Annotated in this window: 27 protein-coding genes; 8 read left to right on the top strand and 19 right to left on the bottom strand. The window is 64.1% G+C overall.

Annotated elements, in window-relative coordinates; genetic code table 11:
- Positions 1–9: 9 nt before the first annotated feature.
- The 5 genes from D2V04_RS04530 to D2V04_RS04510 form a co-directional block, all read right to left on the bottom strand.
- Entirely contained in the window at positions 10–1,212 is a 1,203-nt protein-coding gene (locus tag D2V04_RS04530; protein WP_119512104.1) for a type III PLP-dependent enzyme domain-containing protein, read from the bottom strand.
- 179 nt (positions 1,213–1,391) lie between these two features.
- The gene (locus D2V04_RS04525; RefSeq protein ID WP_182849659.1) at positions 1,392–1,850 is read right to left on the bottom strand and encodes a type III secretion system chaperone family protein; all 459 of its coding nucleotides are present in this window, start codon (positions 1,848–1,850) and stop codon (positions 1,392–1,394) included.
- A 113-nt stretch (positions 1,851–1,963) separates the two neighbouring features.
- A complete protein-coding gene (locus D2V04_RS04520) occupies positions 1,964–3,142 on the bottom strand; it encodes a carboxynorspermidine decarboxylase (RefSeq protein ID WP_119512102.1) in 1,179 nt (392 codons plus the stop codon).
- A gap of 4 nt (positions 3,143–3,146) precedes the next feature.
- The gene (locus D2V04_RS04515; RefSeq protein WP_228766264.1) at positions 3,147–4,283 is read right to left on the bottom strand and encodes an alpha/beta fold hydrolase; all 1,137 of its coding nucleotides are present in this window, start codon (positions 4,281–4,283) and stop codon (positions 3,147–3,149) included.
- 2 nt (positions 4,284–4,285) lie between these two features.
- Positions 4,286–5,497, bottom strand: a complete 1,212-nt coding sequence (locus tag D2V04_RS04510; protein ID WP_119512101.1) for a saccharopine dehydrogenase family protein — start codon at positions 5,495–5,497, stop codon at positions 4,286–4,288.
- A gap of 147 nt (positions 5,498–5,644) precedes the next feature.
- On the opposite strand from D2V04_RS04510, the gene D2V04_RS04505 reads away from it, so the two are divergent.
- The 3 genes from D2V04_RS04505 (at position 5,645) to D2V04_RS04495 (ending at position 7,553) form a co-directional block, all read left to right on the top strand.
- The gene (locus D2V04_RS04505) at positions 5,645–6,604 is read left to right on the top strand and encodes a threonine ammonia-lyase (RefSeq protein WP_119512100.1); all 960 of its coding nucleotides are present in this window, start codon (positions 5,645–5,647) and stop codon (positions 6,602–6,604) included.
- Between the two features lie 68 nt (positions 6,605–6,672).
- On the top strand, positions 6,673–7,119 hold the full coding sequence (locus D2V04_RS04500) for an MAPEG family protein (protein ID WP_119512099.1): 447 nt from the start codon (positions 6,673–6,675) through the stop codon (positions 7,117–7,119).
- Positions 7,116–7,553, top strand: coding sequence for an MAPEG family protein (locus tag D2V04_RS04495; protein WP_119512098.1), 438 nt, complete (start codon positions 7,116–7,118; stop codon positions 7,551–7,553). The genes D2V04_RS04500 and D2V04_RS04495 overlap by 4 nt, the downstream gene beginning before the upstream one ends.
- Before the next feature lie 129 nt (positions 7,554–7,682).
- Here the strand turns inward: D2V04_RS04495 and trxB are convergent, their stop codons facing one another.
- From trxB to D2V04_RS17865, 8 genes are all read right to left on the bottom strand, one after another.
- Positions 7,683–8,657: a thioredoxin-disulfide reductase gene (gene trxB / locus D2V04_RS04490; RefSeq protein ID WP_119512097.1), complete on the bottom strand. Its 975-nt coding sequence runs from the start codon at positions 8,655–8,657 to the stop codon at positions 7,683–7,685.
- 43 nt (positions 8,658–8,700) lie between these two features.
- A complete protein-coding gene (locus D2V04_RS04485) occupies positions 8,701–9,492 on the bottom strand; it encodes a tyrosine-protein phosphatase (protein WP_119512096.1) in 792 nt (263 codons plus the stop codon).
- A 44-nt stretch (positions 9,493–9,536) separates the two neighbouring features.
- Entirely contained in the window at positions 9,537–10,928 is a 1,392-nt protein-coding gene (locus tag D2V04_RS04480) for an alpha,alpha-trehalose-phosphate synthase (UDP-forming) (protein ID WP_119512585.1), read from the bottom strand.
- A complete protein-coding gene (locus D2V04_RS04475; RefSeq protein WP_119512095.1) occupies positions 10,925–12,739 on the bottom strand; it encodes a glycoside hydrolase family 15 protein in 1,815 nt (604 codons plus the stop codon). Before D2V04_RS04475 ends, D2V04_RS04480 begins: the two co-directional genes overlap by 4 nt.
- Positions 12,724–13,467, bottom strand: a complete 744-nt coding sequence (otsB, locus tag D2V04_RS04470) for a trehalose-phosphatase (protein ID WP_119512094.1) — start codon at positions 13,465–13,467, stop codon at positions 12,724–12,726. The genes D2V04_RS04475 and otsB overlap by 16 nt, the downstream gene beginning before the upstream one ends.
- 136 nt (positions 13,468–13,603) lie before the next feature.
- Positions 13,604–14,509 carry a transposase gene (locus tag D2V04_RS04465; RefSeq protein ID WP_119512093.1) on the bottom strand — a complete coding sequence of 302 codons (906 nt, stop codon included), beginning with the start codon at positions 14,507–14,509 and terminating at the stop codon, positions 13,604–13,606.
- On the bottom strand, positions 14,497–15,468 hold the full coding sequence (locus D2V04_RS04460; RefSeq protein WP_119512092.1) for an acyl-CoA dehydrogenase family protein: 972 nt from the start codon (positions 15,466–15,468) through the stop codon (positions 14,497–14,499). The genes D2V04_RS04465 and D2V04_RS04460 overlap by 13 nt, the downstream gene beginning before the upstream one ends.
- 10 nt (positions 15,469–15,478) lie before the next feature.
- A complete protein-coding gene (locus tag D2V04_RS17865) occupies positions 15,479–15,646 on the bottom strand; it encodes a hypothetical protein (protein ID WP_182849658.1) in 168 nt (55 codons plus the stop codon).
- A 117-nt stretch (positions 15,647–15,763) separates the two neighbouring features.
- On the opposite strand from D2V04_RS17865, the gene D2V04_RS04455 reads away from it, so the two are divergent.
- Positions 15,764–16,216 carry a PaaI family thioesterase gene (locus D2V04_RS04455; protein ID WP_119512091.1) on the top strand — a complete coding sequence of 151 codons (453 nt, stop codon included), beginning with the start codon at positions 15,764–15,766 and terminating at the stop codon, positions 16,214–16,216.
- Positions 16,203–16,640, top strand: coding sequence for a PaaI family thioesterase (locus tag D2V04_RS04450; protein ID WP_119512090.1), 438 nt, complete (start codon positions 16,203–16,205; stop codon positions 16,638–16,640). The genes D2V04_RS04455 and D2V04_RS04450 overlap by 14 nt, the downstream gene beginning before the upstream one ends.
- Before the next feature lie 98 nt (positions 16,641–16,738).
- Here the strand turns inward: D2V04_RS04450 and D2V04_RS18170 are convergent, their stop codons facing one another.
- The 3 genes from D2V04_RS18170 to D2V04_RS04435 form a co-directional block, all read right to left on the bottom strand.
- Positions 16,739–16,885 carry a hypothetical protein gene (locus tag D2V04_RS18170; RefSeq protein ID WP_228766263.1) on the bottom strand — a complete coding sequence of 49 codons (147 nt, stop codon included), beginning with the start codon at positions 16,883–16,885 and terminating at the stop codon, positions 16,739–16,741.
- A 133-nt stretch (positions 16,886–17,018) separates the two neighbouring features.
- A complete protein-coding gene (locus tag D2V04_RS18405) occupies positions 17,019–17,414 on the bottom strand; it encodes a GNAT family N-acetyltransferase (RefSeq protein ID WP_407672072.1) in 396 nt (131 codons plus the stop codon).
- Between the two features lie 69 nt (positions 17,415–17,483).
- The gene (locus D2V04_RS04435; RefSeq protein WP_182849657.1) at positions 17,484–18,482 is read right to left on the bottom strand and encodes a cytochrome P450; all 999 of its coding nucleotides are present in this window, start codon (positions 18,480–18,482) and stop codon (positions 17,484–17,486) included.
- A gap of 538 nt (positions 18,483–19,020) precedes the next feature.
- On the opposite strand from D2V04_RS04435, the gene D2V04_RS04430 reads away from it, so the two are divergent.
- A complete protein-coding gene (locus tag D2V04_RS04430; RefSeq protein ID WP_119512087.1) occupies positions 19,021–20,106 on the top strand; it encodes a cytochrome P450 in 1,086 nt (361 codons plus the stop codon).
- A gap of 225 nt (positions 20,107–20,331) precedes the next feature.
- Here the strand turns inward: D2V04_RS04430 and D2V04_RS04425 are convergent, their stop codons facing one another.
- Positions 20,332–22,461 (bottom strand): transglycosylase domain-containing protein, encoded by a 2,130-nt coding sequence (locus D2V04_RS04425; RefSeq protein ID WP_119512086.1) that lies wholly within the window; start codon positions 22,459–22,461, stop codon positions 20,332–20,334.
- A 48-nt stretch (positions 22,462–22,509) separates the two neighbouring features.
- Positions 22,510–23,502, bottom strand: a complete 993-nt coding sequence (cobS, locus tag D2V04_RS04420; RefSeq protein ID WP_119512584.1) for a cobaltochelatase subunit CobS — start codon at positions 23,500–23,502, stop codon at positions 22,510–22,512.
- Between the two features lie 92 nt (positions 23,503–23,594).
- Between cobS and D2V04_RS04415 the strand changes: the two genes are divergently transcribed.
- Positions 23,595–24,434, top strand: coding sequence for an oxygenase MpaB family protein (locus D2V04_RS04415; RefSeq protein ID WP_119512085.1), 840 nt, complete (start codon positions 23,595–23,597; stop codon positions 24,432–24,434).
- 102 nt (positions 24,435–24,536) lie between these two features.
- On the opposite strand, the gene D2V04_RS04410 is transcribed toward D2V04_RS04415, so the two are convergent.
- Positions 24,537–25,232, bottom strand: coding sequence for a winged helix-turn-helix transcriptional regulator (locus D2V04_RS04410; protein WP_119512084.1), 696 nt, complete (start codon positions 25,230–25,232; stop codon positions 24,537–24,539).
- Positions 25,233–25,323: 91 nt separating this feature from the next.
- Between D2V04_RS04410 and D2V04_RS04405 the strand changes: the two genes are divergently transcribed.
- Positions 25,324–25,746 carry a VOC family protein gene (locus D2V04_RS04405; RefSeq protein WP_119512583.1) on the top strand — a complete coding sequence of 141 codons (423 nt, stop codon included), beginning with the start codon at positions 25,324–25,326 and terminating at the stop codon, positions 25,744–25,746.
- Position 25,747 lies beyond the last annotated feature (1 nt).

Genomic DNA, 25,747 nt, shown 5'->3' with positions numbered 1-25,747 from the left:
GAAGCCTGCTCAGCGCAGGCTCACCACGTTGTCGGTCACCGGACGCTCGCGATCGCCGCGGTAGAGGCTCGCCATAGGCTCGTCGCCCACCACGATCTGCTGCGCGTTGCCGAAGCCATTGAAGCCGGTCTTCATCGCCGCACCATAGGCGCCGAGCATGCCGATCTCGATATAGTCGCCTGCCTGGATGTCGCCGGGGAGCATGAAGGGGCCCTTCATATAATCGGCATCGTCGCAGGTCGGCCCGTAGAAGGCGAATTCCTGCAGCGGATCGCGCAAGTCGTCCTCGAGAGTCGCAACCGGGAAACGCCAGTCGACATGCGCCGCATCGAACAGCGCGCCGTACGCCCCGTCGTTGATGTAGAGCTCGTCCCCGCGGCGCTTCTCGACCCGCACCACGACCGAGGAATACTCGGCACAAAGCGCGCGGCCGGGCTCGCACCACAGCTCGGCGTTATAGGCGATCGGCAGGTTCTCGAAGTGGCGATGGATGACTTCGAAGTAATCCTCCAGCGGCGGGGGCTCCATGTCCGGATAGACCGACGGGAAGCCGCCGCCGACGTCGACCACGTCGATCACCACACTCGCCTCCGCCACCGCGGCGCGCACGCGCTCCAGCGCCTGGACATAGGCAAAAGGCGTCATGGCCTGGCTACCGACATGGAAGCACACACCCAGCCAGTCGCAATGCTGGCGAGTCGCCTGGAGCAGCGGCGCAGCGTCGACCAGATCGACGCCGAACTTCGAGGCAAGGCTGAGCTCGGAATAGTCGGACGAGACGCGCAGGCGCACCAGCAGCCGCAGGTCGGCCGCATGTGTGCCGTCCTCAGCGGTTGTCGCCTCGACGATCTTGGCCAGTTCCTCGATCGTATCGAGGCTGAAGGTCTTCACCCCATGGTCGAAGTAGGCCTCGCGAATCGCGCGCGGCGTCTTCACCGGATGCATGAAGCACAGCGTCGCTTCGGGCAGCATGGCGCGCACCAGGCGCACCTCTGCGATCGAGGCGACGTCGAAGTGCGTCACTCCGCCGTTCCACAGGACCTGCAGCAGGTCGGGCGAAGGATTGGCCTTCACCGCGTAGAGCGACCTGCCCGGAAACTTCTCGACGAAGAAACGCGCTGCGCGCTCCGCAGCATGCGGGCGATTGAGGATAACCGGCTCGTCCGGCGCGAGAGCGCGAACTACAGACCGGGCGTCAGGATGGATGTGCAACTCAAGGGACCCCCAAACGGTTAAGTTCGAACGAGGCTGCCTTGCGGTTAGGAAGTCCCCTTGGGGCAGCGGGGTGCGCCTATAAGCTTCGCAGCGTGAACCGCAAGTGAAAACTCGCGCTTTTCCCCGCAACCGAAGAGGGGACGAAACGGGGGTGCGGCGGGACGATCCGTGCGGATTTATTTATCGAGGAGCGCATCCACCACACTGGGCGTGAGCGAGAGGAGGACGTTCACGTTTTCCCGCAAGTTCGCCATCGTGATCCCATGGTCCAGCACGACGTAGCGAGTGACGCCGATCGTACCGTTCGCCGGGTCGCGCCAGGTGTTGACGGCTGCCTGCGACAAATTGGCCCGCGCGAGGCTTTCGGCATCGACACTCTCATCCGGGTCGAACCGGACCTGCATCATCACGCCCTGGCATCCGGGAACTCCGTTGGCGTTGCAGGCGGTTCCGATGAGGATGTAGTTAGTCTCCTGGGCATCGGTCGCGGAGAGGCTGACATCGCCGAATTTCCCCTGTTCGCTGACGCGATGGCCGAGCGATTCGACGATCGCCTTGAGATCGTCGAGATCGACCGACTTCACCAGGCGTTCGGCCGAATAGCCCTGAGCCCGTGCCGCCGGTGCAGCCGCCACGTTCCCGCCCGCGAGTACGATTGACGCGACAAGAAGATGGAATTTTCGCACCGGCATTCCCCCAAACGTCTCGCGGCGATCCTTCCACGGACCGTCAGCCCCGCCAACCCCCGCTAACTCAACCGGTCGCGAAAATCTTCGTAGTCAAAGCTCTTCACCTGATCGAGCGCGTCGGTTTCACTGTCCCAGAGCCAGATAGAAGGCAATTGGACGCCGTTGAAGGTGTTGGTCTTCACCATCGAATAGTGGGCCTGATCGAGGAAGGCGATTCGCTGGCCCGGCTCGCAGGGCACGGGCAGGCGATAATCGCCGATCACGTCGCCCGCGAGGCAGGATGGCCCGCCGAGGCGGACGGGATCGCCCTCGCCTGCGGCTTCCTCGTGCAGCATTGCCGGTCGGTAAGGCGCCTCGATCACGTCCGGCATGTGGCAAGTGGCGGAGATGTCCATCACCGCAAGCGGCATTCCGTTCCACATCGAATCGAGGATCGTTCCCACGAGGATCCCGGCATCGAGCGCCACGGCTTCGCCCGGCTCGAGGTAGATCTCAGCCCCGGTATCCTCCTTCGCATCCCGCAGGAACTCGACCAGTTCCTCGCGCTGATAATCGGCACGGGTGATGTGGTGCCCGCCGCCCATGTTGATCCACTTGAGCTGCCCGAACCACGGCTCGATCGCGTCGAACACCTTGTCCCAGGTGCGCCGGAGCGGGTCGAAGTCCTGCTCGCACAAGTTGTGAAAGTGGATGCCGTCGACCTGCTCCATGACCTCGGGCGTGAGTTGGTCGATCGGAAAGCCGAGCCGCGAGCCGGGCGAAGAGGGGTCGTAGCGCGGCACCTCGCCGCAGGGGCACAGCGGATTGAGCCGCAGCCCCACATCGAAGTCCTGCCCGCTCGCCCGCGCCTGCTCGAGGATCAGCGCCGCGCGCTCGAGCTGGCCCGGCGAGTTGAAGATCACATGATCCGAGAGCCTGCAGACTTCCTCCAGTTCGTCGGGCTTGTAGGCGGCCGAGTAGGTCGCGATCTCACCGTCGTAGAACTCGCTCGCCAGCCGCGCTTCCCACAGGCCCGAGGTGCACACCCCGTCGAGATACTCGCCGACGATCGAGGCGACGCTCCACATCGAGAACGCCTTGAGCGCGGCAAGCACCTTGATGTCCGCGGCGTCGCGAATGTCCGCGAGCACCTGCAGGTTCGCGCGCAGCTTGGCCGCGTCGACGACGAACGCGGGGCTGTCGACACGGTGGAGATCGAAATGGGCGAAAGCGCCCGGATCGCCGGCTCTGGTTTCCATCGGCTCAGGAACCTTTCTGATCGACGTTTGCGGAGGCCTGTCCGCCACCGGTCAGGGGAACCACTTCGCGCAGCAGCGCGGCGAGGAACAGGCCGGGTTCTTCGAACATCGGCATATGCGCCGAATGCTCGAACCAGATCAGTTCCTTGGAAGGCGCCTCGACTTCCTCGAACCATTCAGCCGCGACCGGCGATGGCACGGTGTAATCGTGCCGCCCGAGGAGAAACACCAGCGGCACCTCGACCCGATCGACGTCGGCGAAGCTGACATCGGCCAGGCGCGGCCAGAGCGTCGTCACGGTGAAGACGCTGCCCTCACCCCAGGCCTTGCGATCCGCCGGGGTGTAGAGCGGCGAGAGGCGCGGCTGGTGGAAGTAGAGCGTCTCCCCCGGGGGGCGGTTGTACAGCAGCGAGCCGTACGGCATCGCGTACTTCCGCCAGCCGTCGGCCTGCTCGATCGTGAACGGGCCCGCCATGGGATAGGGCGCGAGCGCATCGATCGCGGCAACCGCCTCCTCGTTCCCCGCCGCGAGCGCCTGGGCCCGCGTCCAGGCCATGCCGGCCTTCTCGCCTTCGCGAAAATCGATGCCTTGCCCGACCCCGACATAGGCGTGGAGTAGATCCGGCCGCTCCAAAGCCACCGCCAGCCCCACGAACGAGCCCCAGCTATGCCCCATCAGCACGACCTTGCGCTTGCCGTAGCGCTCCTGCAGCAACTCGATCAGTTCGATGGCGTCGTCCCGGTAGCGCTCCAGCGTCATGGTGGGGGCGAGCGCTTTCGGCGGGTTGAGCGGATAGGACCGGCCGGCGCCGCGCTGGTCGTAATGGACCACCGTGAAGAAATCCTCCCACGGACGCTGGAAGGTCCAGGCGAACGGCATCTCCACCGCGCCGGGCCCGCCGTGGACGAAGACCAGGATCGGATTGTCACGGTCGGTTCCGCGAACGTTGACGACCTGCTTCGCGCCGCCCAGCGTGGCCACGAAGGTCTCCTGAACGCCGTCGGGCGTCACGATCCGGTTCATGTCCGCGACGATCTCGCGCGCCGGGGCGTAGGGATCGCTGGGCGGCTCGGCCGCCGACGCGGGGAGGCAGAACGCTGCCACCAGCGCCGCGGCCGTGGTCAGGGCGGCTCTGATCACCGTCAGAAGCCTACCGGCCCGTCGAGTTCCTTCACGTTCCAAGGCAGGCCGTGATCGTTCAGCATGTCCATGAAGGGATCGGGATCGAACTGCTCCATGTTGAACACGCCCTCCCCCTTCCACGTGCCCTGCAGCACCATGGCGCTGCCGATCATCGCGGGGACCCCGGTGGTGTAGCTGACCGCCTGGTTGCCGGTCTCTTCGTAGGCATCCTCGTGGTCGCAGATATTGTTGATGTAGAACGTCTTCTCGCCCGACCCGTCGAGCGCCTCGCCGGTCGCGATCACGCCGATGTTGGTCTTGCCCTTGGTCGTCTCGCCCAGCGTTTCCGGCTTCGGCAGGACCGCGGCGAGGAACTGGAGGGGGATGATGTCCTTGCCCTGGTAGCGGATCGGCTCGATCGAGGTCATGCCGACGTTCTGCAGCACGGTCAGGTGCGTAATGTACTGGTCGCCGAAAGTCATCCAGAAGCGCGCCCGCTCCAGCTCGGGGACGAACTTCGCGAGGCTTTCCAGCTCCTCGTGGTACATCATGTACATGTTCTTCCGGCCGACGCTCTCGAAGTTGAACTCGACCTTTTCACCCAGCGCCGGCGTCTCGACGAACTTGCCGTTCTCCCAGTGGCGCGCCGGCGCGGTGATCTCGCGGATGTTGATTTCGGGATTGAAGTTGGTCGCGAAATGCTGGCCGTGATCGCCGCCGTTGCAGTCGAGGATGTCGAGCTGGCGGATGGTCTTCAGCTTGTGCTTCTTTAGCCACATGGTGAAGACGCTGGTCACGCCCGGATCGAAGCCGCTGCCGAGCAGCGCCATGATCCCGGCTTCCTTGAAGCGGTCGTGGTAGGCCCACTGCCACTTGTACTCGAACTTCGCCTCGTCCTTCGGCTCGTAGTTCGCGGTATCGAGATAATCGACGCCGGCCTCGAGACAGGCGTCCATGATCGGCAGATCCTGATAGGGCAGCGCGAGATTGACCACCAGGCTGGGCTCGATCTTGCGGATCAGATTGACCATGGCCGGGACTTCTTCGGCGTCGATCTCATAGGTCGCAACCTGCTGACCGGTGCGTTCCTTCACCGAATCGGCGATCGCGTCGCACTTGGCTTTGGTGCGGCTCGCGAGGTGGATCTGGCTGAAGATGTCCGGGTTCATCGCCATTTTGTGCACGCAGACGGAGCTGACTCCACCTGCACCGATTACCAGCACTTTCGACATAATTGCTCCAATCCTACTGCTGATGAGCCTCCGCGAAGGCGGAGGCCTCGGGCCGCCTGGTCGTCCACTGTCTGCCCGAGGTCCCCGCCTGCGCGGGGACTCGCGAATAACGACGGCTCACATAGGGAAATGCGCTAGCAGGGCAACATGATCCACGAGACGATTCGAAAGCCGACCCGCGAAGGCGTGCTGCGCGCCGCCGCGAAGATCGCGGAAATCCTTCCGCCCACCCCGCTGCTGCCGCTAGAGATCGGCGGCACGCGCCTGTGGGCGAAAGCCGAGGTGCTACAGCCCATCGGCGCGTTCAAGATCCGTGGCGCCTGGCACCGGCTGAGCGATCTCGGCGAGAAGGAGCGCGCACGTGGCGTGGTCGCGGTCTCGAGCGGCAATCACGCGCAGGGCGTTGCATGGGCAGCCAGGCGGCTTGGCATCGCCGCAGTGATCGTCATGCCCCGCGACGCGCCGAAGGTGAAGCTGGAAGCCACCCGGGCGTTGGGCGCCGAGATCGTACTCTACGACCGTCCCGGTGAGGATCGCGATGAAGTCGCGGCACGCGAGGTCGAGCGGCGCGGCGCCGTGCTGGTCCACGCGTTCGCCGATCCGTGGGTGATCGAGGGCCAGGGCAGCGCGGGCATCGAAATCACGGTGCAACTCGGCCGCGAGCCGTCCCGCCTCGTCGTGCCCTGCGGTGGCGGGGGCCTCAGCGCCGGACTGGCACTCGCCTGCCCTTCAGCCCAAATCGTTCCGATTGAGCCGGTCGGCTGGGATATGGTCCGGCAAAGCCTCGCCGCGGGCGAAATCGTCCACGCCGCGCCCGATGCACCGAAGACCATCTGCGATGCGCTGCAGCCGAGCGCGACGAAGCCGATCAACCTCGATGTGCTGCGCGGTCGCAGCGAGGCGGGAGTGGCCATGACCGACGAGGAAGTGCGCGCCGCGCAGCGCTTCGCCTTCGCGCGGCTCAAGCTGGTCGTCGAACCGGGCGGCGCGGCGGCGCTGGCGGCGGTGCTCGCAGAGAAAGTGCCGGCGGACGGGGACACGGTCATCATGCTGACCGGCGGCAACTGCGATCCGGAAAGCTTTGCCGCCACGATAGGGACAACGTGATTCTCGCCGTTTGACTTCTGCCGTCCGGCAACGCAGTTTCGCGGCGGGTCGCTGGAGGGGGAGTTTCTATGCAGGCTGACATTCTCGCACCGGCCGCCGTGTTGGTGGCGTGGACACTGATCATGCTCGTCTGGATGGCCGCCACGCGGCTGCCGGCGCTTTCGAAGATCGGCGGAATGGCCAACGCCAAGCCGGGTGGCCGCGGGCAGGATCTCGAAGGCGTGATCGACGACCGGATCAACTGGAAGTCGCACAACTATGCTCACCTGCTCGAGCAGCCGACGCTGTTCTACGCGGTGGTCGTCATGCTCGCGATCCTCGGCCCGCATGAGCACGACGTGCTGTTCGCCTGGAGCTACGTCGCGCTCCGCGTGATCCACTCGCTGTGGCAGGCGACGGTCAACAAGGTGAACGTGCGGTTCCTGCTGTTCGTGATCTCGACCGCATGTCTCCTTGTCCTCGCGGTGCGCCTGCTGATGCTCACACTCTTTGCAGACCCGGGAGTTCCTGCATGATCGGAATGGCTATCCTGCAACCGCTCGTCGCACTGATGGCGTGGACTATGGTGATGTGGCTGTGGATGTACGTGACGCGTATTCCCGCGATGAGCCGCGCAAAGATCGACCCCGACCAGATGACGCGCGATCCCGACGCCTCGCTCGACCGGTCGCTACCGCCCGAAGTCCAGTGGAAAGCGCACAATTATAACCACCTGCACGAAGCACCGACCGTGTTTTACGCGGTCGGGCTGGTGCTCGCGATCATCGGTCAGGGCGACGGAACGAACGCGCTGCTGGCGTGGATCTACGTCGGCTTACGAGTGATCCATTCGCTGGTGCAGGCCACCGCGAACAAGGTGATGGTGCGCTTCGTGCTGTTTGCACTGTCGAGCCTGGTGCTGATCGCGCTGATCCTGCACGCAGCGATGGCGGTGTTCGAGTTCGTCTGAGCCCATTATTTGATCCGTCATCCCAGCGAAAGCCGGGATCGCTTGCAGCAGGTTCGACTTGGCGGCCTGCGCCCCCAGCGCTTGCTGGGATGACGGGAATTTTTGGGCTCCTCCGTAGCGGCTAGCGCACTACTCCGCCGCTTCGGCTTCCTGTTTCGCGAACTCCAGCGTCGCGAGGAACCGTTCGGCGTCGAGAGCGGCCATGCAGCCGGTGCCCGCTGCGGTGACCGCCTGGCGATAGGTATGGTCCATCACATCGCCGCAGGCGAAGACGCCTGGAATGGCCGTCTTGGGCGTGCCCGGCTCGACGATCAGGTAGCCGCTGTCGTCCATCTCGAGCTTGCCCTTGAACAGCTCGGTCGCGGGCGCGTGGCCGATCGCGACGAACGCGCCATCGACCTCCAGCGTCGAGGTCTCGCCGGTCACCGTGTCCGTGAGCACCAGATGCGTCAGGCCGCCGTCGGCCGGATCGCCTTCGAAGCTCACCACCGTCTTGTTCCAGAGCGTCGAGATCTTGTTCGACTTGAACAGCCGTTCCTGCAGGATCTTCTCCGCGCGCAGTTCGTCGCGGCGGTGGATCAGCGTCACGTCATCCGAATGATTGGTGAGATAGAGCGCTTCCTCGACCGCGGTGTTGCCGCCGCCGATCACCGCGACTTTCTTGCCGCGGTAGAAGAACCCGTCGCAGGTCGCGCAGGCCGAAACGCCCTTGCCGCCCAGTTGCTGCTCGCCCGGAGCGCCAAGCCATTTGGCCTGTGCGCCGGTCGCGATCACCAGCGTATCGCCGATATATTCGTCGCCGCTGTCGCCGATCGCGCGGAACGGGGGACCCTTGTCAATCTCGACCGAGACGATCGTGTCCCACATCATCCGCGTGCCGACATGCTCGGCCTGGGCCTGCATCTGCTCCATCAGCCACGGACCCTGGATCACGTCCTTGAAGCCGGGATAGTTCTCCACGTCGGTGGTGATCGTGAGCTGCCCGCCCGGTTGCAGGCCTTGCACCACGATCGGCTCCATCAGCGCGCGCGCGCCGTAGATCGCGGCCGAGAAGCCGGCGGGCCCGGAGCCGATGATGAGCATCTTCGTGTGGTGGGTAGCCATGCGAGGTATTCCGTTCTGATTGACGATCCAGCCCAGAGGTGGGTCAGGATTCGACGAGATGCAAGCGCAGCGCCTCGCGCCGCGCGTCGTCCACCTCCAGCACATCGGCGAGGAAGGCGTCGAGCGAGCCGTGCTTCTCCTCCACAGCTTTGCGCATGGCATGGAGATAGCGCGCGTCGACGCCCATCAGGATGCGGATCGTGTCGTCGTCGACCGCGCCGTACTTCGCGCGGATCGTCTCTCCTCCCGCAGCAATGCGCGCCTCGATATTCCCAGCGACATTGGTGAGGAGAAAGTCCTCCATCGCATCGTCGGGATGGACGCCGAGCGCATGATGGAGCAGCGCCACCGCCATGCCGGTGCGGTCCTTGCCCGCGAGGCAGTGGACGAGGCTCGGTCCGCCCCCTTCGTCCGGCCCCCGCGCGAGCGTCGCGAAATACTGCCGCATGACCCACAGGACCGGCTCTCGGTTGGGCAGGTTGCGGTAGATGCGCTCCATCGCCCGATGCGCCCCGTCGCGCGTCAGTGCGCCGCCCGCGGCTTCCACGTGCGGCGCGAGGTTGGCGGTTTCGCCTTCATAAGCGACGACCTGGGCGCAGAAGCCGTCGGCTCGGCGGCAGGGATAGCTTTGCCGTTCGCTCGCGCCGCGAAAATCGATCACATGGCGCAGCCCGAGCGCTTCGATCTTCACGAGATCGGCGTCGCTTGCGCCGACATGCTGGCCCGAGCGATAAAGCAGTCCGCTCCGCAGGCGGCCTCCGCCCGCGACGGGATAGCCGCCGTAATCGCGGAAATTGTGCACGCCTTCCAGCGCGACGACGCGTTGTTGGTCCATGGAAAGCGGCCCTGCCATCTCGGCTCGTGCCGCACAAGCCGATGTCAGCGCTTCGCCTCGTGTCCTGCCAGGTCGGATGTGAAGTTCTCCGTCCACCGCTGGACGTTGTCATTGACCACGGTTTCGATCATCCGTTCCCACCGCCGCCGGCGCTCTTCCAGCGGCATGTCGAGCGCGGTGTGGATGGCGTGGGCGAGGTCGTCCGGACTGTGCGGATTGACGAGAACGGCATCTCGCAACTGCAACGCCGAGCCGGCGAAACGCGACAGGATCAGGACGCCCGGATCCTCGGGATCCTGCGCCGCGACGTATTCCTTGGCGACCAGATTCATCCCGTCGCGAAGCGGCGTGACCAGCCCGATCTTCGCCGCGCGATAGAACCCGCACAGCTCGGCCAGGGTGTGGCCGCGGTTGACGTAGCGAATCGGCACGATGTCGACTTCGGTGCGCGCGCCGTTGATCTGGCCGATCTTCTGTTCGAGCGTAGCGCGGATGTCTTGATAGGATTCGACGTTCTCGCGGCTGGGCGGCGCGATCTGGATGAAGACCAGATCGCGAACCCGCTCCGGATAATTGTCGAAGAAGCGCCCGATGCCGTCGATCCGTTCGGGCAGGCCTTTCGAATAGTCGAGTCGGTCGACCCCGATCATCGCCGTGCGCCGCCGCGTGCTCGACAGCAACCGCTGCGCCGCCTGTCGCGCTTCGCCGGTGTCGGCCTGCGCCCGCACGTGATCGTAGTCGATCCCGATCGGATAGGCGCGTGCGACCGTCTTGCGCCCTTCGTACGTGATCGTCCCGGTTGCCTCGTCTACTTCGGCCCCCAGTTCCTTTTCACAGTAGTGAACGAAGCTCTCGAGCCATTCCTCGGTCTGGAAACCGATCAGGTCGTATTCGAGCATCGTCTGCACCAGCCGCTCGTGGAACGGCAGCGAGACGAACAGCCGCGTCGGCGGCCAAGGCGTGTGGAGGAAGAAACCGATGCGGTTCCTGATCCCGCGCGAACGCAGGCGTCCACCCAGAGGGATCAGGTGATAGTCGTGCACCCAGACCAGATCGTCCGGCTCGATCAGCGGCCCGACGCTGTCGGCAAACCGCTCGTTGACGCGTTCGTAGCCCTTGCCCGTCTCACGTTCGTATTCGGTCAGGTCGAGGCGGAAATGGAATAGCGGCCACAGCGTCGAGTTGGCGTAGCCGTTGTAGTATTCTTCCACGTCCTGGTGCGGCAGGTCGACCGTCGCAGTCGTCACCCCCTCGTGCCGCTGCATGTTGATATTGCCGCTGAACTTGTCGCACTCCTGTCCGGACCACCCGAACCAGATACCGCCGTGCTTCTTGAGCGCTGCGTTGAGCGCGCCCGCCAATCCTCCCTGTGCACCGGCCGCGCCCCGCGCCTTTGGGACGGCGACGCGATTCGATATGACGACTAGACGGCTTATCTTACTTCGCTCCACGGTTTGGACAGAAGACCGGCGCAGTTGATTATCCCTACAAGCGAGTAGGTCTGGGGGAAGTTCCCCCACAGTTCGCCGGTGTCGAAATCGAGGTCTTCCGAGAGCATCCCCGACGCCGTGCGATGCGACAGCATGGTCTCGAACAGTCCGCGTGCCTCTTCGTCGCGGCCCGCCATGTGGAGCGCCTCGATCAGCCAGAACGTGCAGACATTGAAGGCGGTCTCGGGCAGGCCGAAGTCGTCTTCGCTGGCATAGCGCAGCATGTGCTCGCCGCGGCGGAGCGCCTTCTCGATCGCGGCGAAGGTCGTCTTGAAGCGGGAGTCGTCGGGCCGCAGAAACCGTAGCTCGACCATCTGCAGCAGGCTGGCGTCGAGATAGTCGCTCTGGAAGCTCGCGCCATAGTGGCCACCGTCCTCGGTCTCGACCCACGACTCGCGCTCGATGCGATCGCGGATCGCATCCGCGCGCTTGCGCCAGAGCTTGCGCCGGTCTTCCCGCCCAAGATGCGCCGCGACATTGGCCAGGCGGTCGCAGGCCGCCCAGCACATCACGGCGGAATAGGTATGAACCTCCTGCCGGGTGCGGAATTCCCACAGGCCGGCGTCGGGCTGATCGTGCATCTTCCACGCCATCTCGCCCACTTTTTCGAGACTGGCGAAATCGTGCTCGTCGGCCATGCGCAGCAGCCGTCGGTCGAAAAATGCCTGCGCGGTCGGCATGACGATCTGGCCGTAGCAGTCGTGCTGGACCTGAAAATAGGCGGCGTTGCCGATCCGCACCGGGCCCATCCCGCGGTAGCCGGCCAGGTGCGCCGCAGCGCTTTCGTCCAGCACGGTGTCGCCCATTACCGAATAGAGTGGCTGGATCTGCCCGCCCTGTGCCGAATCGACGATGTTGCGCAGGTACGACAGGTACTTCTCCAGGACGTCAAGTGCGCCGATCCGGTTGAGTGCCTGGACGGTGAAGTAGGAGTCGCGGATCCAGCAGAAGCGGTAGTCCCAATTGCGTTCGCTGTGCGGCGCTTCGGGAATCGAGGTGGTCAGCGCGGCGACGATCGCGCCCGTCTCCTCGTGCTGGCAAAGCTTGAGCGCGATGGCGCTGCGGATCACCTCGTCCTGCCATTCGAGTGGGATGTGCAGGCCGCGCACCCAGAGCGTCCAGTACTTGCGCGTCAGCTCATCCATCTGGCGCAGCTCGGCGCGCAGATTGCCGGAGAACGGCTCATCCGGGCCAAGGAAGAAATGCTGGTCGCTCTCGACCCGGTAGGTGCGGCCGGAAAGGACGTAGCCGACCGGGGCGTCCGTGCTCATGCGCATGGCCTGGCCGCCGACCAGATAGCGGATGTGGTTGGTGCCGTTCGTCGTTTCGGCGAGCTGCGCGCCGTAGTTCCGCGCCGGGCGCAGCACGATTTTCATCCGCGGGGTACCCGCGACCGGATGAACGATGCGGACGTAGGCCACGGGGCGGTACATGCGCCCGGAGCGCTCGAAGCGCGGGCAGAAGTCGCGAATCTCGACCGCGCTGCCATCCTCCGCCTCGAGCCGCGTTACGAGGATGGGCGTATTGCGCTCGTAGTACTGGGTGGCGGCGATCTGTCCCTCGAGTTCGAAACGCCAGACGCCGATATCTTGCTCGTCGCCATTCAGCAGCGAGCAGAACACCGGATCGCCATCGACCCGGGGCACGCAGCCCCAGACGAGCGCGCCCTGGCGGTTGATCAGGCCACTGACCTGGCAATTCCCGATGGGCCAGAGTTCGAGTGAGGCTTGGTGCGGGTCGGTCACAGGCTCAACCATTCGTAGACGGCGGAAACATTGGGCAGACGGTAGCGCGCGGTTGTGGGTGTGCGGTCGCCTACGAGAATGCCGAAGCCGCCGGCTTCCTCACAGGCTGCCATACCGTCCTCGTCGGTCACGTCGTCGCCAATGAACACCGGCTGCGCACCGGCGAAAGGTGGCAGTGCGAGGAACGCGCGCACCGCTCCGCCTTTGTCGGCGCCGGTCTGAGTGAGTTCGACCACGCCCTTGCCCGGCTTGATCGCAAGATCGAAGCGCGCGGCGACTTCGTCTGCCAGCGCCCGGGCCAGGTCTGCGCGTTCCGGATGCCTGCGGTAATGGAGCGCCGCACCGTGGGGCTTTGCCTCCAGCATCAACCCGAACTCGCGTGCGCCGGTGCGCAGATCGTCGAGAGCGTCGGGCGCCATCGCCTGTGCGGGTTCTCCCAGCGACATCCCTGCGGCGTCCCGGCGCGCCGCGCCGTGAGACCCGGCGCAGGCAATGCCCTCGATCGGGCAATGCCCGCCGAGATCGTCCAGCGATCGGCCCGAGACCAGCGCAAGCCGCCCACCGAGCCGCGCTGCCAGCTTGCGCAACCGCTCACCCAAGTCAGGGGGCACGACAATCGCGCCGGGCGCATGGGCCAGGTCCACCAGGGTGCCGTCGAAGTCGAGAAACAGCGCGATGTCGCGCGCGTCCGCCAGCCGATCGAACGGAGGCGGCGGAGGGAGATCGATGACGTCGCTCATCCGCGCTGCCTCTTACCGGTGCCGCGCGTGAGGTCAAACGCGAATGCGATTTCCAGATGGCGCGGCCCAGCCGCGCTGCGGCAGAGCGTTTTCCTGCGGAGACCACCTCTTAGCCGCTCACACGTATTCGCGCCGCCTATGCCGGCAACGACAGTATCCGGCGACGCGAACGCGCTTCCTCCGCGACCAGGCGGCTGCCGCAGAGTTCCGCCTCGCGCCAGACGGCGTCAACGCTTGCCGGAGCCGCTGCCAATGTCGCTTTCGCTTCGAAGCAGGCGAGACGGAGACGGTCGCTGGGGTGGGTCCGGCCGAACCGTTCGGCCAGGTCCACCGCTTCGGCCCCGCCCAGCCCCACGGCAAGGCGCAGGAATACCTCCGTCGAGGTCGGATTGAGCACGCCGGTGATCGTGTCCGTCTCGACGTCAAAGCCATATTGATCGAACCAGCCTGCGGCGGGATCAGCCGCGACGACATTGAGCGAGACCGACAGGCTTTCGGGCGGCAACTGGCGGTGAACGTCGTGGTGCGCGCGGTAGTGCATCAGCTTGCCGGGGCTGAGCGCGCTGCGCTCGGTGAACCGCAGGCCCGCCTTCTCCCCGCACCTGCCCGTGACAGCCTCGTAGTCGTATTCGTAGTAGTCGCTGCGATAGCCGGGGCCGAAGTAGCCGACGGTCAGGAAATCGAAATTGTGATCGTGCGGGATCCCGTAAACGAAACTGCGCGCGCCGCTCGTGTGGAAGGCATGATCGCGCTCCGACGGCCATATGTTCGCACGCAGGAAGAAGCCGTTCCGCATGCCCGAAAGCACGATCGCCTGCGCCCCGTAAGCGCTCTCCGCCACCTCGCATGCAGACCCAGCCGTGAGCTGCGCTACAATGTGGTCCCCGAGAAAAGCTGCGTTGTTGCCAAGACGCCTGAGCCACCGGGCGGTATGCATCAGGCTCCCTTCCTCGCGTGGATCAAAACCTGTCGAGTCGATCGCGTGGATGGCCTCGTCCAGCGAGGAGGACGCAGTATCCTCCCCTTCGATCAGGCGAGGCACGGTTGGCGCTCCGCCTCTGCTAGCTGAGGGTATCGGGCGAGGAGGTCGCAGCGCAGCGCCCGCGCCGGTTCGCACAGCGGGTCGGCGGTGCGGTGCGCCATGCGGGACAACTCTCGGAAACCCGCCGCACTGTCGAGCGCGAGGCATTCGCGCAGTGCCTGCCAGCGCAGGCTCTCGCTCCCCTCCCGGATGAGTCCCGCGATCGCCGGCACCGCGTCGTGCCGCTGCATCGCACCCAGCACGGCAAGCATCAGCTCCTTCCGACTCTCGCCGCACTCTCCCGCCGCGCGGTGCAGCAGTACCCCGTCGGAGAGGCGGTATTCCAGGCTCGGCAAAGGCTTGGCCGCCGGGCGCGACAGTCTCAGCATGACCAGCCGCCCTTCGACCCGATCGACGAGCTTGGTCTCGCGCAATCCGGCAAAGGAAAGGCAGGTCGCCGCATCGATGCGGATACTGTTGCAGGTCAGCATCGCCTTGTCCTGCCGTTCGCCCGCAATCGAAACACACCGCGCCTGAGCCGCGCCCGCGAGACAGATCTCGTGCCGCTCCCCATCGGTGAAACAAACCGAATCTGGCGGATTCGCGCTTTCGGGCGGCACGTACTGCATCAGCGAGAGCGTCGCCCGGCCCGAGTGCGCGAGCTGCAGAACAGCGAAGCCGTCGACGCACTGATGGCGGAACGGGACGTGGCCGAGAGGGCTTTCGCGGAGGTTCTCGATCATCGAGCGGACCAGTCGATCCACGAGGCCGTGCGCAGCGCCGATCTCCGATACGAGCGACGCGAGCGGCCCGCAGTCGGCCAGCGCCTTGCCCCGACCGTATTCTTCCAGCGCCCGCAACACCGCCCCTATGCCAGGCTCGGCGAGCCAAGCGGCCCTGGCGCGCTCAAGCCGCTTCTGCGCATCGCGCTGCGGCACGCCGTCGCTTCGCAGCGCCGCGATCGCTGGATCGATCCGCACAGGCGGTCCCTCAGAAGAGCCCCAGCGTCCGCTCGGAAACGGTCTCGTAGAGGTAGACCATGATGATCACCGCGCGGTCGTCGGTGGCGACCGTCGCCGCGTCGGACAGGCTGCCGAACATGCCCGCGGCTTTGTCCAGCGCCGGCAGCGACGAAAGGTCGATTTTCGGAAAGTTCACAGTGGCATCCCCTCATGGCGCGAACGCGATTCCGCCCGCATCGAGCGAATGGCCCACTGCCGCGGCCGCGGGAAATTAGAACATTGAAATGCGGCGCCGCTGCCGTAGAGCGCTGTCATGGCCAGCGACCTGCCGCCCTTCGATCCCGCCACCGCAGCAACCTTCATGCTGCAGCACGGCCACCCCGGCTGGCTCGGCATGCGCTACGTCGCGCACGGGGCGGACTGGGTGGAACTCGCCCTCCCCTGGCGCGAGGATCTGGTGGGGGAGACCGGCAGCGGTATCCTCGCCACCGGGCCGATCGTCAGCCTGATGGACATGGCGTCCGGCATGGCGATCTGGACCGCGACGAGCGAATTTCTTGCCATTGCCACGCTCGATCTCAGGGTCGATTACATGCGCCCGGCGCGCAAAGGCGCGGCGGTCAACGGACGGTCCGAATGCTACCGCCGGACGCGCTCCGCCGCGTTCGTACGCGGCATCGCCCACGATGGCGATCCCGACGATCCGGTGGCGCACGTCGCCGGAGTGTTCATGTCGATCGGAGGACGCCGCGATGAGCGACGCTGACCTTTTCGCCGCCGTCGAGCGTGAGCTGCCTGCCTACGCCCGCTCGCTCGGGATCGCGGTTGATTCGATCGAAGGCGGTTCCCCCATCCTGGTCGTGCCCTTCGGCAAGATCGTCGAGGGACGGCCGACGGTCTTCCACGGGGGTGCGACCAGCGGATTGCTCGAGAATGCCGGCTATGCGGCATTGCGGGTCGAACTGGCCCGTGCCGACCGTCAGCAACGGCTGAAGCCGATCAACGTCACGGTCCAGTTCCTGAGCGCCGCCAAGAGCCGCCCGACTTACGCGCGCGGCCGGGTGCTGCGCCTCGGGCGGCGCAACGCGAATATCGAGGTCGAGGCGTGGCAGGACGACCGCACCCGGCCGGTCGCGACGGCGGTGATGAACGTGCTAATGGCTGCGCCTGAGGACGGCAGCGGGAGCTAGCGCCACCGCCTCGTTGTTGAGAATACCCGTGCCCCGACGCACATCGCTGCGGATGCTGGTATCGCGCCAGGCACGTCCCGAAGGTCCTGCAAATCCCTTCAGCATTGAGATCGCGGGCTCTTGCCGAGGCGGCGGATCATCCGGTAGCCATAACCGACCGCACGGGCCGAGAAGCCTTTCTCGACCCGCCCGCGCTGACCGCGATGCGTCTTCTTAGCCAGATCCTTCAGGAACAGCGCATTCATCGTGCCCTTGAGACCGACCTGCAGTCAGGTGATTTCGCCTTCAGCCAGTGTCACCAGCGGCACATGCGCGAACTGAAGGTGCCTGTAGAGCGTTGCCACGCCAGCCTGGTCGCGCGAGCCCCGGTCGAGAGCTTCAAGATTGGGTGGCAGTGCAGTGGCTACAACGCTCCTTAAGAGTAGGAGCGATGATCAGTCGATATCGCAGCATTGTTTGAGGGATCTGCTGATCCACTTGAGTCTCTTGCGGTACTTGGATGGTTTCCAGGTGTGCTGCACCAGCTCTTTCGAGGGTCTTCCGAGATGCGACGTTATCGGGTGCGCAGGTAAACCACAGCTCTGTAAAACCAAACTTTAAGGCGATTGGCGGAAGCTGCCGCAGGGCGGCCGCCGCGTAGCCTTGACCGCGGTGCTGCTCTCGCACTCGGTAACCGACATCGCCGTGATAGAGGCGAGTAGCGCTCATGCTCCGAAGCCGAAGCACCAATTCGCCCACAGAAGCGCCATTGCTGACAATTCGGTAGAGGGCCATTTCGAGCTCACCGTGCCCGCTATCGTCACGATGAACTGCTTGGAAGCTGAGCTCGACGGACAAGATCAGCTACTTCCGGCGGAAAGTGCCTACGAAATCCGATGGGACATGGAGGATCTCGCTTGATAGCTTCGGTTTTGCATCGTCGGCCAATAGGAATTGAAAGTCGACCGTCGCAAGGCGCAAAAAGATCAGCAGCTGATCCAGCCCGATCGATGCGCCCAGACAAGAACGTTTGCTAAAGCCAAAGGGGAAATAGCTCTTCATTTGAGCTTCGGAGGGACTCAGCCAGCGCTCCTCATGGAAGGACGCAGCGTCATCCCAAACCGCTGAATCCCGGTGGAAATGTTCAAAGCTTAGGTCGTAGACGTCACCTTTGCATATCAACTCACCGTCGATCCACATGTCAGTATGTACCAGACGACGAGCCCGAAGCGGGAAGGACCAAAGGCGAAGTGCTTCTTTGATGAAGCGCTGACAATATTTAAACTGTCCATGGTCTATCTGAGCGATACTAGCTACGTCCCAGTCGGCCAGCTCCTCGTGAACTCGTTCGAAGCGCTCTTCATCCAGGAGGAGCTTGTAAAGCATACATGATGCTATTGCGCCTGGTGCGGTCGAGACAGCCGAAGATAGCGTCACGATAAGATAGGAGATGCCCCGGAGGCCGATGACATCTTCCAGTTCTAAGAGTGTATGAAGGAAGTCGGCCTTATCGGTGTCGCCGCGCTCAATACGATGCGCTACAGCCTTGCGAACCGCTCTACCGGCTCGATATTCGACCATCATGGACAGAGCCCGTTGCCAGAACCCATGCCTTAAATGGTGAAAATTGATCTGCTTTGTAATTTTATCGTTCTGATCCAGGGACAAACCCGCGATCGACGCTTCATCATCGATGATCATCGGCAACGTGGCGTTCGCCAGCGTGCTCATCACGAAATAAGTGAGATCTTGAGGTTGCTCCCGAGTCCCCGCATCAAATCTCTTGGCTATGCCCTCATAAAGGTTACGAGCTGGTAATCTGATGCGAGCAGCGCGTGATGCCTTAGTGATGACCCGCCTCACATCCTGCCAAAGGACGGGGTCTCGGCGTTTGCTAAAAAATCCGTGATGCCTGGCAGGAAATCTGGTGCAACGTGCGTTCTGCAACTCGGCATCGAGCGCCGCATTTCGGCAATTTACAAGCCAGGAATCCGGACCGGTTCGTTGGACTGAAGCCTGACAGTTGCCGGCAGCAAGCTCTGCAGACGTCAAAAGGTTTGCCTCTGGGAAGAGCCGGGAGACCTTAGTAGTCTCCCGGCGTCAATGCCTCAAAGCTCGACGTACTGAGGCCAAGCCGGCCCCCAAATCGTATGCCCTGTACGCGGGCGGATGTTCAGAGCGTAACGAACCGATTTAAAGAAACTACGCATTGGCTTCTCCTCTTCGCGTTAGTGAATCGGAGACTATAGCTCGTCTGCTCGCAAGTCCACCCCTTATGTAATATTTGACATGTCATGGGATGTACATTCCATGTCTCTCCGCCAACTATAGGAAGCTCTGGTACATCTCCGACGACCAGGTACACTGTCGGTTAGATGCGACAGCTATCGGATAGAGTAACATGCGGAATCGAACGGAACTTCTCGATCAGCTCCACGAAGCCGGCAGTACTGGCGAAAAGGCGGCATGGTTAGCACCAGGCAACCTTTGCGTGATGGACCGCAAGCTGGCGCTGCAGATACTCGACAATCGTGATCAGGCTTTTGTCGATCATTCCGACTTTTTCGGCCGGTTAGGTGAGCAGGCCCCTTGCCGAGCTGACCAGCGCGCGATCGCGCGCGAGCTTCTTAGGCTTGTATCCTCCAGGCTTTCCTTGCTCCGCAAGCGAGCTGTCTTTCATCTGCCGGAAACGTCTCACTGGCCTGATCTCGCCTTCGCGATCGTGCATGAAACCCTGGCCACGGTCCTCGTCTCAGATCGCCGCTCCGAAAGGATTCGGCGAGCCTTCAATCGATTCGTGCATTCAGTGGCTGCGCCAGAAAAACGAAGCCTTTGGAGCAAAGTGACAAGCGCCTCGCTAATGCACAAGATTTTATCAGAAATAAACTCAAAAAATGCTATTAATGATGCTCAATATGGCGATATTCTTGAGTTTATCGGAGGGTGGCGCAGAGAAATGGGTGATGATGTCGCCTTGCGTATATTTATGTCCGCGCTGTTCTCCATCATCAAATCACTTTCCTTATCATTGTCATGGGCCGTATTTTACTTCGTTAGAGAAGGTGGGCAGGCAGGCGACGAGCGAATAATGATCAAGGAATCAATGCGCCATATGCCAATAGCGTGGATGTTGGAGCGGTATCCCAAGAAAAGAATGCTGGTGGATGACATTGAGGTAGATGAGACAACGAAGCTGTTAATTTCACCATATCTTCTTCAGCGCCTCAAAACCCCCGGACAGTGGGAAGAGGGCTTCGACACGACTATGTGGAGCCATGATGCAAAAGAGCTCTTCTGGATACCGTTCGGCCACGGAGACCATAAGTGTCCGGCGGCCTCGTTCAGCTTGGCCTTTATCGAATTTGTCCTGAGAAATATGAATCTTTCCCGGGCCACAGTGACTGAGCTGGCCGACGCTGATAAGCCTCTCGTATCTGCGGTCCTTAGGCCCAGGCAATTCCTCCTGACCTCAAAGATAGCCGCATGAGGGGAAATGGTATGGAGCGAGCGCCGCTTTCTTTTTGCAGACGGCCACTTCCCACAATACCAGTTCTCTTCGACATCATCCGGCGTTTTAGAGGAAGTTGGAAGGGCAGGTCAGGTTTCCCGCGATCTCCCTTCGTACAGTGGCGATATCGAGATTTGCAGCGAGCTATAACAAAGGAGGCCTAGCGAAAGCTGGGATAACGGAGCTGTTTGCATTCTCGCCCATCTAGCGCAGCGAGGCTTCCTCGGGCGGCGGGTCACGCGGGCCGGTGCCGGGTTCGAGCGCCACGCCGTCCTCGCCAAGCCGCACGTCCACCGGAACCCCGCCCACGTCGGTCGAGATGACCACGCCGTTGTCCCTGATCTGCAAGCGCGAACCGTCTTCACCGAGCGGAATGTCCCCGATCTGCGGCACGTCCTGCGGCTGGACCGGGCCGCTCGGGTCGGGGCTCGGCGTCGGCCGCGGGCGGACCGGTGCGCGGGCCTCGCCCAACGCCTGGCGCATGAAGTCGCGCCAGATACGCGCCGGCAGACCGCCGCCGTGAATGCCGGCCAGCGGCGAATTGTCGTCGTTGCCGATCCACACGCCGACGACGAGATCGCCGGCATAGCCGACGAACAGCGCGTCGCGATTGTCCTGGGTCGTGCCCGTCTTGCCGTAGTTCGGCGCGTGCAGCATCGCGACGCGGCCCGTGCCGCGGTTGATCGCGCTGCGCAGGAGCTGCTCCATCTCCTCGTGCTTGCGGCGCGAAAGGCTTTCCGGCCCGTCCCATAACCATGCGAACCAGCCTGGCTCTTCCTCGACGAAAGCATGAGGACGGACGGGAAACGCATTCCCCGCAATGCCCGCGTAGGCCGCGGTGAGCTCCATCAGCGTCGTGGTCGAAGTTCCGAGTGCGAGGCTCGGGTCGCCGGCCGCGAGCGGCGAAGAAATTCCCAGGCGGCGCGCGGTGTCGATCACCGACTGGTCGCCGACGAGGTTGAACAGGCGCACCGCCGCGACGTTGCTCGACCGGGCGAAGGCCTGCTCCAGCGTGAGACTGTCGGAGTAGTTTCCGCCGGCATTTTGCGGGCGGTAGCTGCCGGTTTCGAATGCAGTGTTGTCGATCCGGTCGTTCGGAGACATCCCTGCTTCAAGCGCAGCGAGATAGACGAACAGCTTGAACGTCGAACCGGGCTGCCGGCGCGCCTGCGTCGCGCGGTTGAAAGGCGACTTCGCGTAATCGCGCCCGCCGATCATCGCCACGACTTCGCCATTGGTGCGCATGGCGACGAGCGCGACCTGCGCCTGCCCCAGCGGGGCCCGGGCGACGACATCGCGCGCGATGCCCTGGAGACGCGAGTCGAGCGTGGTGGTGATGGTCTGCTCTGCATAGCCGCCTTCGGTCAGCTTGCGCGCGGCAGGGAGCGCCCAGTCGGCGAAGTAGGTTCCGGTCGGCAGCTCGTTGCGGGTACGCACGTCGAGCCGCGGGGTCGGCAGGTGCCGAGCCTCCGCCTCGGTCAGATATCCAGCCTCGACCATGGCGCTGACCACGAGCCGCATGCGCTTCTCGGCGAGATCGAAGTTGCGCGTGGGCGCGAGGCGCGAGGGAGCCTTGAGCAGCCCGGCGAGCATCGCCGCCTGCTCCGGCTTCAAATTCTCCGGCTGGCGGTAGAAGTAGTGCAGCGAGGCGGCTCGCAGCCCGTAGGTGTTGTCGCCGAAATAGGCGTTGGAGAGGTAGCGCTCGAGGATCTCGTCCTTGGTCAGCCAGGCTTCGAGCCAGAAGGCGATGAGCGCCTCGCGCGCCTTGCGGGTCAGGCTCTGTTCGGGCGAGAGGAAGGTGAACTTGGCGAGTTGCTGAGTGATCGTGCTGCCGCCCTGCGTCGGCCCGCCGGTCAGGTTCGACCACGCGGCGCGCGCGATGCCTCGCGGGTCGACACCCCAGTGGCTGTAGAAGCGACGGTCCTCGATCGCGAGGAACGGTTCGACCACATGGCCCGGCAATTCCGCGACCTCGACCGGCTCGTCCACCACCGCGCCGTTGCGGGCGATCGGCGTGCCGTCGGCTGCCAGCAGGGTGAGCTGCGGCGGGGCGATGGGCTCGAGCGAGCGCGACAGAGGCGCGGTGACGGCCAGCCACCCGACCAGCAGGATGAAGACCAGCAGCGCACCGGCGAGGATGCGCACTGCCCAGCGCCGACGCTTGCGCTTCTTCTCCCGCTTCGGTTCCTCGTCGATATAGCGGTCGAGCTCGTCGAGCCGCTCAGCCCAGGGATCGGCATAGGCGTCCTGCACCGAATAGAATCCGGGATCGGCCGGCTCGCCGCCGCCGCCGCCGCGCCGTTCGCGCGAGGTCCAGGGAAGAATGCGATCCATGGCTTACTGTGTTAAGTGCTTAACACAGCGGCGCCGTATCGCAAGCGATCAGGCGCCCGAGACCACGCTCTCCGGCAAATCCTCTCCGAAGACGCGCTGATAGTATTCGGCCACCAGCATCCGCTCGGCCTCGTCGCACTTGTTGAGGAAGCTGAGGCGGAAGGCAAAGCCGATGTCCTTGAAAATGGCCGCGTTCTCCGCCCAGGTGATGACCGTGCGCGGGCTCATCACTGTGGAGATATCGCCATTAATGAAGCCTTGCCGGGTCAGGTCGGCGACCTTGATCATGTCGGCGATGGTCTTCGAATCGGTATCGGGGTTCTTCGCCGCGACGATCTGCTGCTCGGTCTCGGCCGGCAGGTAGTTGAGCGCGACGACGATATTCCAGCGGTCCATCTGTCCCTGGTTGATCGCCTGCGTGCCGTGGTAGAGCCCGCTGGTGTCGCCGAGGCCGACCGTATTCGCGGTTGCGAACAGGCGGAAATGCGGATCGGGGCGGATGACACGGTTCTGGTCGAGCAGCGTGAGCTTGCCCGCCTGTTCCAGCACGCGCTGGATCACGAACATCACGTCCGGCCGACCCGCGTCGTATTCGTCGAACACCAGCGCCACCGGATGCTGCAGCGCCCAGGGCAGCAGCCCTTCGCGGAACTCGGTCACCTGCAAGCCGTCGCGCAGCACGATCGCGTCGCGCCCGACGAGGTCGATGCGGCTGATATGCGCGTCGAGGTTGATGCGGATGCACGGCCAGTTGAGGCGAGCGGCGACCTGTTCGATGTGGGTCGACTTGCCGGTGCCGTGGTAGCCCTGCACCATCACCCGCCGGTTGTGCGCGAAGCCGGCGAGGATCGCCATCGTCGTATCAGGATCGAACACGTAGGCGGGGTCGACATCGGGCACGCGCTCGTCCGCCTTGGAGAAGGCGGGCACTTTCCAGTCGATGTCGATGCCGAAGGTCTCACGCACGTCGACTTCGGTGTCGGGTGCGGCCATCACGGTCTTGTTCGAGGCTTCGAAGCTCTTGTCGGTCATGTCGTTCATCTCGGGCGCGGTGCCTATACGCGCGCGGGAGCGGCTGCAAGCGCGCTTGCAGCGAGATTTCATTCCGGCCGGCCAACAGTATATTGGACCGCATGCCTCCGCCCCGCCCGACCGACCGTCTTCGCCAGGAACTGGTTCGCCGGGTGCGCGCGACTTTCAACGAGGAAGGCCAGCAGCCCGTTCCGCCTTCGGACGAAGCGCTGTTCGCGAAGGACACTCCGATTCGCCTGGTGCATGCCGATGTCGTGGCGATGATGGTCGGCGGCATCCGCGGCCTGCTGCTGCAAATGCTCCACCCGCATGCATTGCAAGGCGTGCTCGATCATTCGGACTTTCGCGCGGACATGCACGGCCGGCTGCGGCGTACCGCACGCTTCATCGCCGTGACGACCTTCGGCCATCGCGACAACGCCCACGCGGCGATCGCGCGGGTCAATCGAATCCACGAACAGGTGGGTGGCACCCTGCCCGATGGGACACCGTACTCCGCCCGCGATCCGCGCACGCTGGCCTGGGTCCACGTGGCGGAAGCGACCAGCTTTCTCGCCGCCTATCTGCGGCTCGTCCGGCCCGAGATGCCCAATGGCGCGCGCGACGAGTATTACCGCCAGTTCGCGGTCATCGCCCGTGCGCTCGGCGCAGACCCCGTGCCCGAGAACCAGCGCGAGGCAGAGGCGATCTTCCGAGAACTGCGCGCCGACCTGCGCGGATCGCCGGAAGCGCGCGAGGTCGCACAACTCGTGTTGACCCAGCGGCCGGAAGGAGCGCCGCCGGCCTTGCAGGCCATGTTGCGAGCAGAGGCGATTGCGCTGCTACCGCCCTTCGCACGCTCGATGCTGGGGCTGGACAGACCGGGCGTCGAGGCGATCCCCGCCCGCGCGGCCACTTGGGTCGTTGGCAAGACGCTGCGCTGGGCCTTTCGGCAAAATTAGCCTATTTGGTGTTTTTATCTTGACATCGCAACGCTATTCGGTTAGTCGAGCGAACCCTCGCGATAGTGCGATTCATTACTGCTCTTGTGTGAAACTAGTCGCCTAGGCGAGCTTGGGCGGCAGGCCGAACATGCCAGCATAGCGCAGGGCCAGATCGCGGTCCCCCTCGATCGAAAGGCCGGCCCCGCGCTCCAGCTCCTCCCACGGTACGCCCGCGTAGAGCCCGCCCGCGATCACCGCGGCAATCGGTGCACGGAAGATCGCGTCGGCTTCGTCGGGATCGCCGCGCCGGATCGGAAGCACGCCCTCGCCCGGCTCGGCGACAAAGCCGTCCTCACCGATGGCGAAGCCGATCGTGCCCTCGATCTCGCCGATCCGCGCCTTGTCGACCATCGTGCGCATCGACAGCATCAGCGAGACGTTGGAGAGCGGCAGCGTCGGATCGTGCGCACTCGATTGCGCGGCCCAGCGCCCGGCCTCCTGGATCAGCGGCTCGGCGGCATAGCCCCATTCGGTGAGTTCGTAGACCTGCGCCTTCACCGGCGGCGGCAACTGACGCCGGACGAGCACGCCCGCCTCCTCCAGCGACCCGAGCCGTTCGGTCAGCACTTTGGCGCTGATCCCCGGCAGCGCGGTCCTGATGTCGGAGAAGCGCCGCGCGCCGAGCATCAATTCCCTGACGATCAGCAGCGACCACCGCTCCCCGACGAGCTCCATGGCAAACGCGGTGCCGCAGGCGTCGCCATACCACTTGCCATGGGGGGATTTGGCGGTGTCAGTTTCTTTTTGTAACTTCATGGTTGCTTTTTGTAACCGAGTCGTTCAGAAAATGCAAGTTCCGATTCGCCCCCAGCGAAAAGGCAATGCGAAAGACCGAGAGGAAACCGCCATGACCAAGATGATTTTCGTGAACCTGCCCGTCACCGACCTCGACCGGTCGAAGGCCTTTTACGAAGCCGTTGGCTTCACCAACAATCCGCAGTTCACCGATGACAACGCGGCCTGCATGGTCTGGTCCGACGCGATCCACGTCATGCTGCTGAAGCACGACTTCTGGAAAACCTTCACCAGCAAGGCGATTCCCGATGCGAACGAGAGCGCGCAGGTGATGCTCGCGCTGAGCCAGGACAGCCGCGACGCGGTGGAGGATATCGTGGGCAAGGCCGTCGCCGCCGGCGGCAAGGCCGATCCCACGCCGCAGCAGGACATGGGCTTCATGTACGGCCGCAGCTTCGAGGATCCCGACGGACACATCTGGGAGAACGCGTTCATGGACATGAGCGCCCTGCCCGACGGCGAGACCCCGGCCTGAC

The organism is Pelagerythrobacter aerophilus, from assembly GCF_003581645.1.
GTDB classification, from domain to species: Bacteria; Pseudomonadota; Alphaproteobacteria; order Sphingomonadales; family Sphingomonadaceae; genus Pelagerythrobacter; species Pelagerythrobacter aerophilus.
This window is presented reverse-complemented; position numbering and strand designations above follow the sequence as displayed.

Coding starts and splice junctions, on each gene's coding strand:
- otsB (WP_119512094.1), bottom strand. CDS start 13,467: ATGAGCGACGTCATCGATCTCCCTCCGCCGCCTCCGTTCGATCGGCTG.
- cobS (WP_119512584.1), bottom strand. CDS start 23,502: ATGAACGACATGACCGACAAGAGCTTCGAAGCCTCGAACAAGACCGTG.
- D2V04_RS04500 (WP_119512099.1), top strand. CDS start 6,673: ATGCAGGCTGACATTCTCGCACCGGCCGCCGTGTTGGTGGCGTGGACA.
- D2V04_RS04430 (WP_119512087.1), top strand. CDS start 19,021: ATGCGGAATCGAACGGAACTTCTCGATCAGCTCCACGAAGCCGGCAGT.
- D2V04_RS04455 (WP_119512091.1), top strand. CDS start 15,764: ATGGCCAGCGACCTGCCGCCCTTCGATCCCGCCACCGCAGCAACCTTC.
- D2V04_RS04495 (WP_119512098.1), top strand. CDS start 7,116: ATGATCGGAATGGCTATCCTGCAACCGCTCGTCGCACTGATGGCGTGG.
- D2V04_RS04415 (WP_119512085.1), top strand. CDS start 23,595: ATGCCTCCGCCCCGCCCGACCGACCGTCTTCGCCAGGAACTGGTTCGC.
- D2V04_RS18170 (WP_228766263.1), bottom strand. CDS start 16,885: ATGAATGCGCTGTTCCTGAAGGATCTGGCTAAGAAGACGCATCGCGGT.
- trxB (WP_119512097.1), bottom strand. CDS start 8,657: ATGGCTACCCACCACACGAAGATGCTCATCATCGGCTCCGGGCCCGCC.
- D2V04_RS04410 (WP_119512084.1), bottom strand. CDS start 25,232: ATGAAGTTACAAAAAGAAACTGACACCGCCAAATCCCCCCATGGCAAG.
- D2V04_RS04405 (WP_119512583.1), top strand. CDS start 25,324: ATGACCAAGATGATTTTCGTGAACCTGCCCGTCACCGACCTCGACCGG.
- D2V04_RS04485 (WP_119512096.1), bottom strand. CDS start 9,492: ATGGACCAACAACGCGTCGTCGCGCTGGAAGGCGTGCACAATTTCCGC.
- D2V04_RS04510 (WP_119512101.1), bottom strand. CDS start 5,497: ATGTCGAAAGTGCTGGTAATCGGTGCAGGTGGAGTCAGCTCCGTCTGC.
- D2V04_RS04520 (WP_119512102.1), bottom strand. CDS start 3,142: ATGGAAACCAGAGCCGGCGATCCGGGCGCTTTCGCCCATTTCGATCTC.
- D2V04_RS04475 (WP_119512095.1), bottom strand. CDS start 12,739: ATGGTTGAGCCTGTGACCGACCCGCACCAAGCCTCACTCGAACTCTGG.
- D2V04_RS04425 (WP_119512086.1), bottom strand. CDS start 22,461: ATGGATCGCATTCTTCCCTGGACCTCGCGCGAACGGCGCGGCGGCGGC.
- D2V04_RS04450 (WP_119512090.1), top strand. CDS start 16,203: ATGAGCGACGCTGACCTTTTCGCCGCCGTCGAGCGTGAGCTGCCTGCC.
- D2V04_RS18405 (WP_407672072.1), bottom strand. CDS start 17,414: ATGGCCCTCTACCGAATTGTCAGCAATGGCGCTTCTGTGGGCGAATTG.
- D2V04_RS04505 (WP_119512100.1), top strand. CDS start 5,645: ATGATCCACGAGACGATTCGAAAGCCGACCCGCGAAGGCGTGCTGCGC.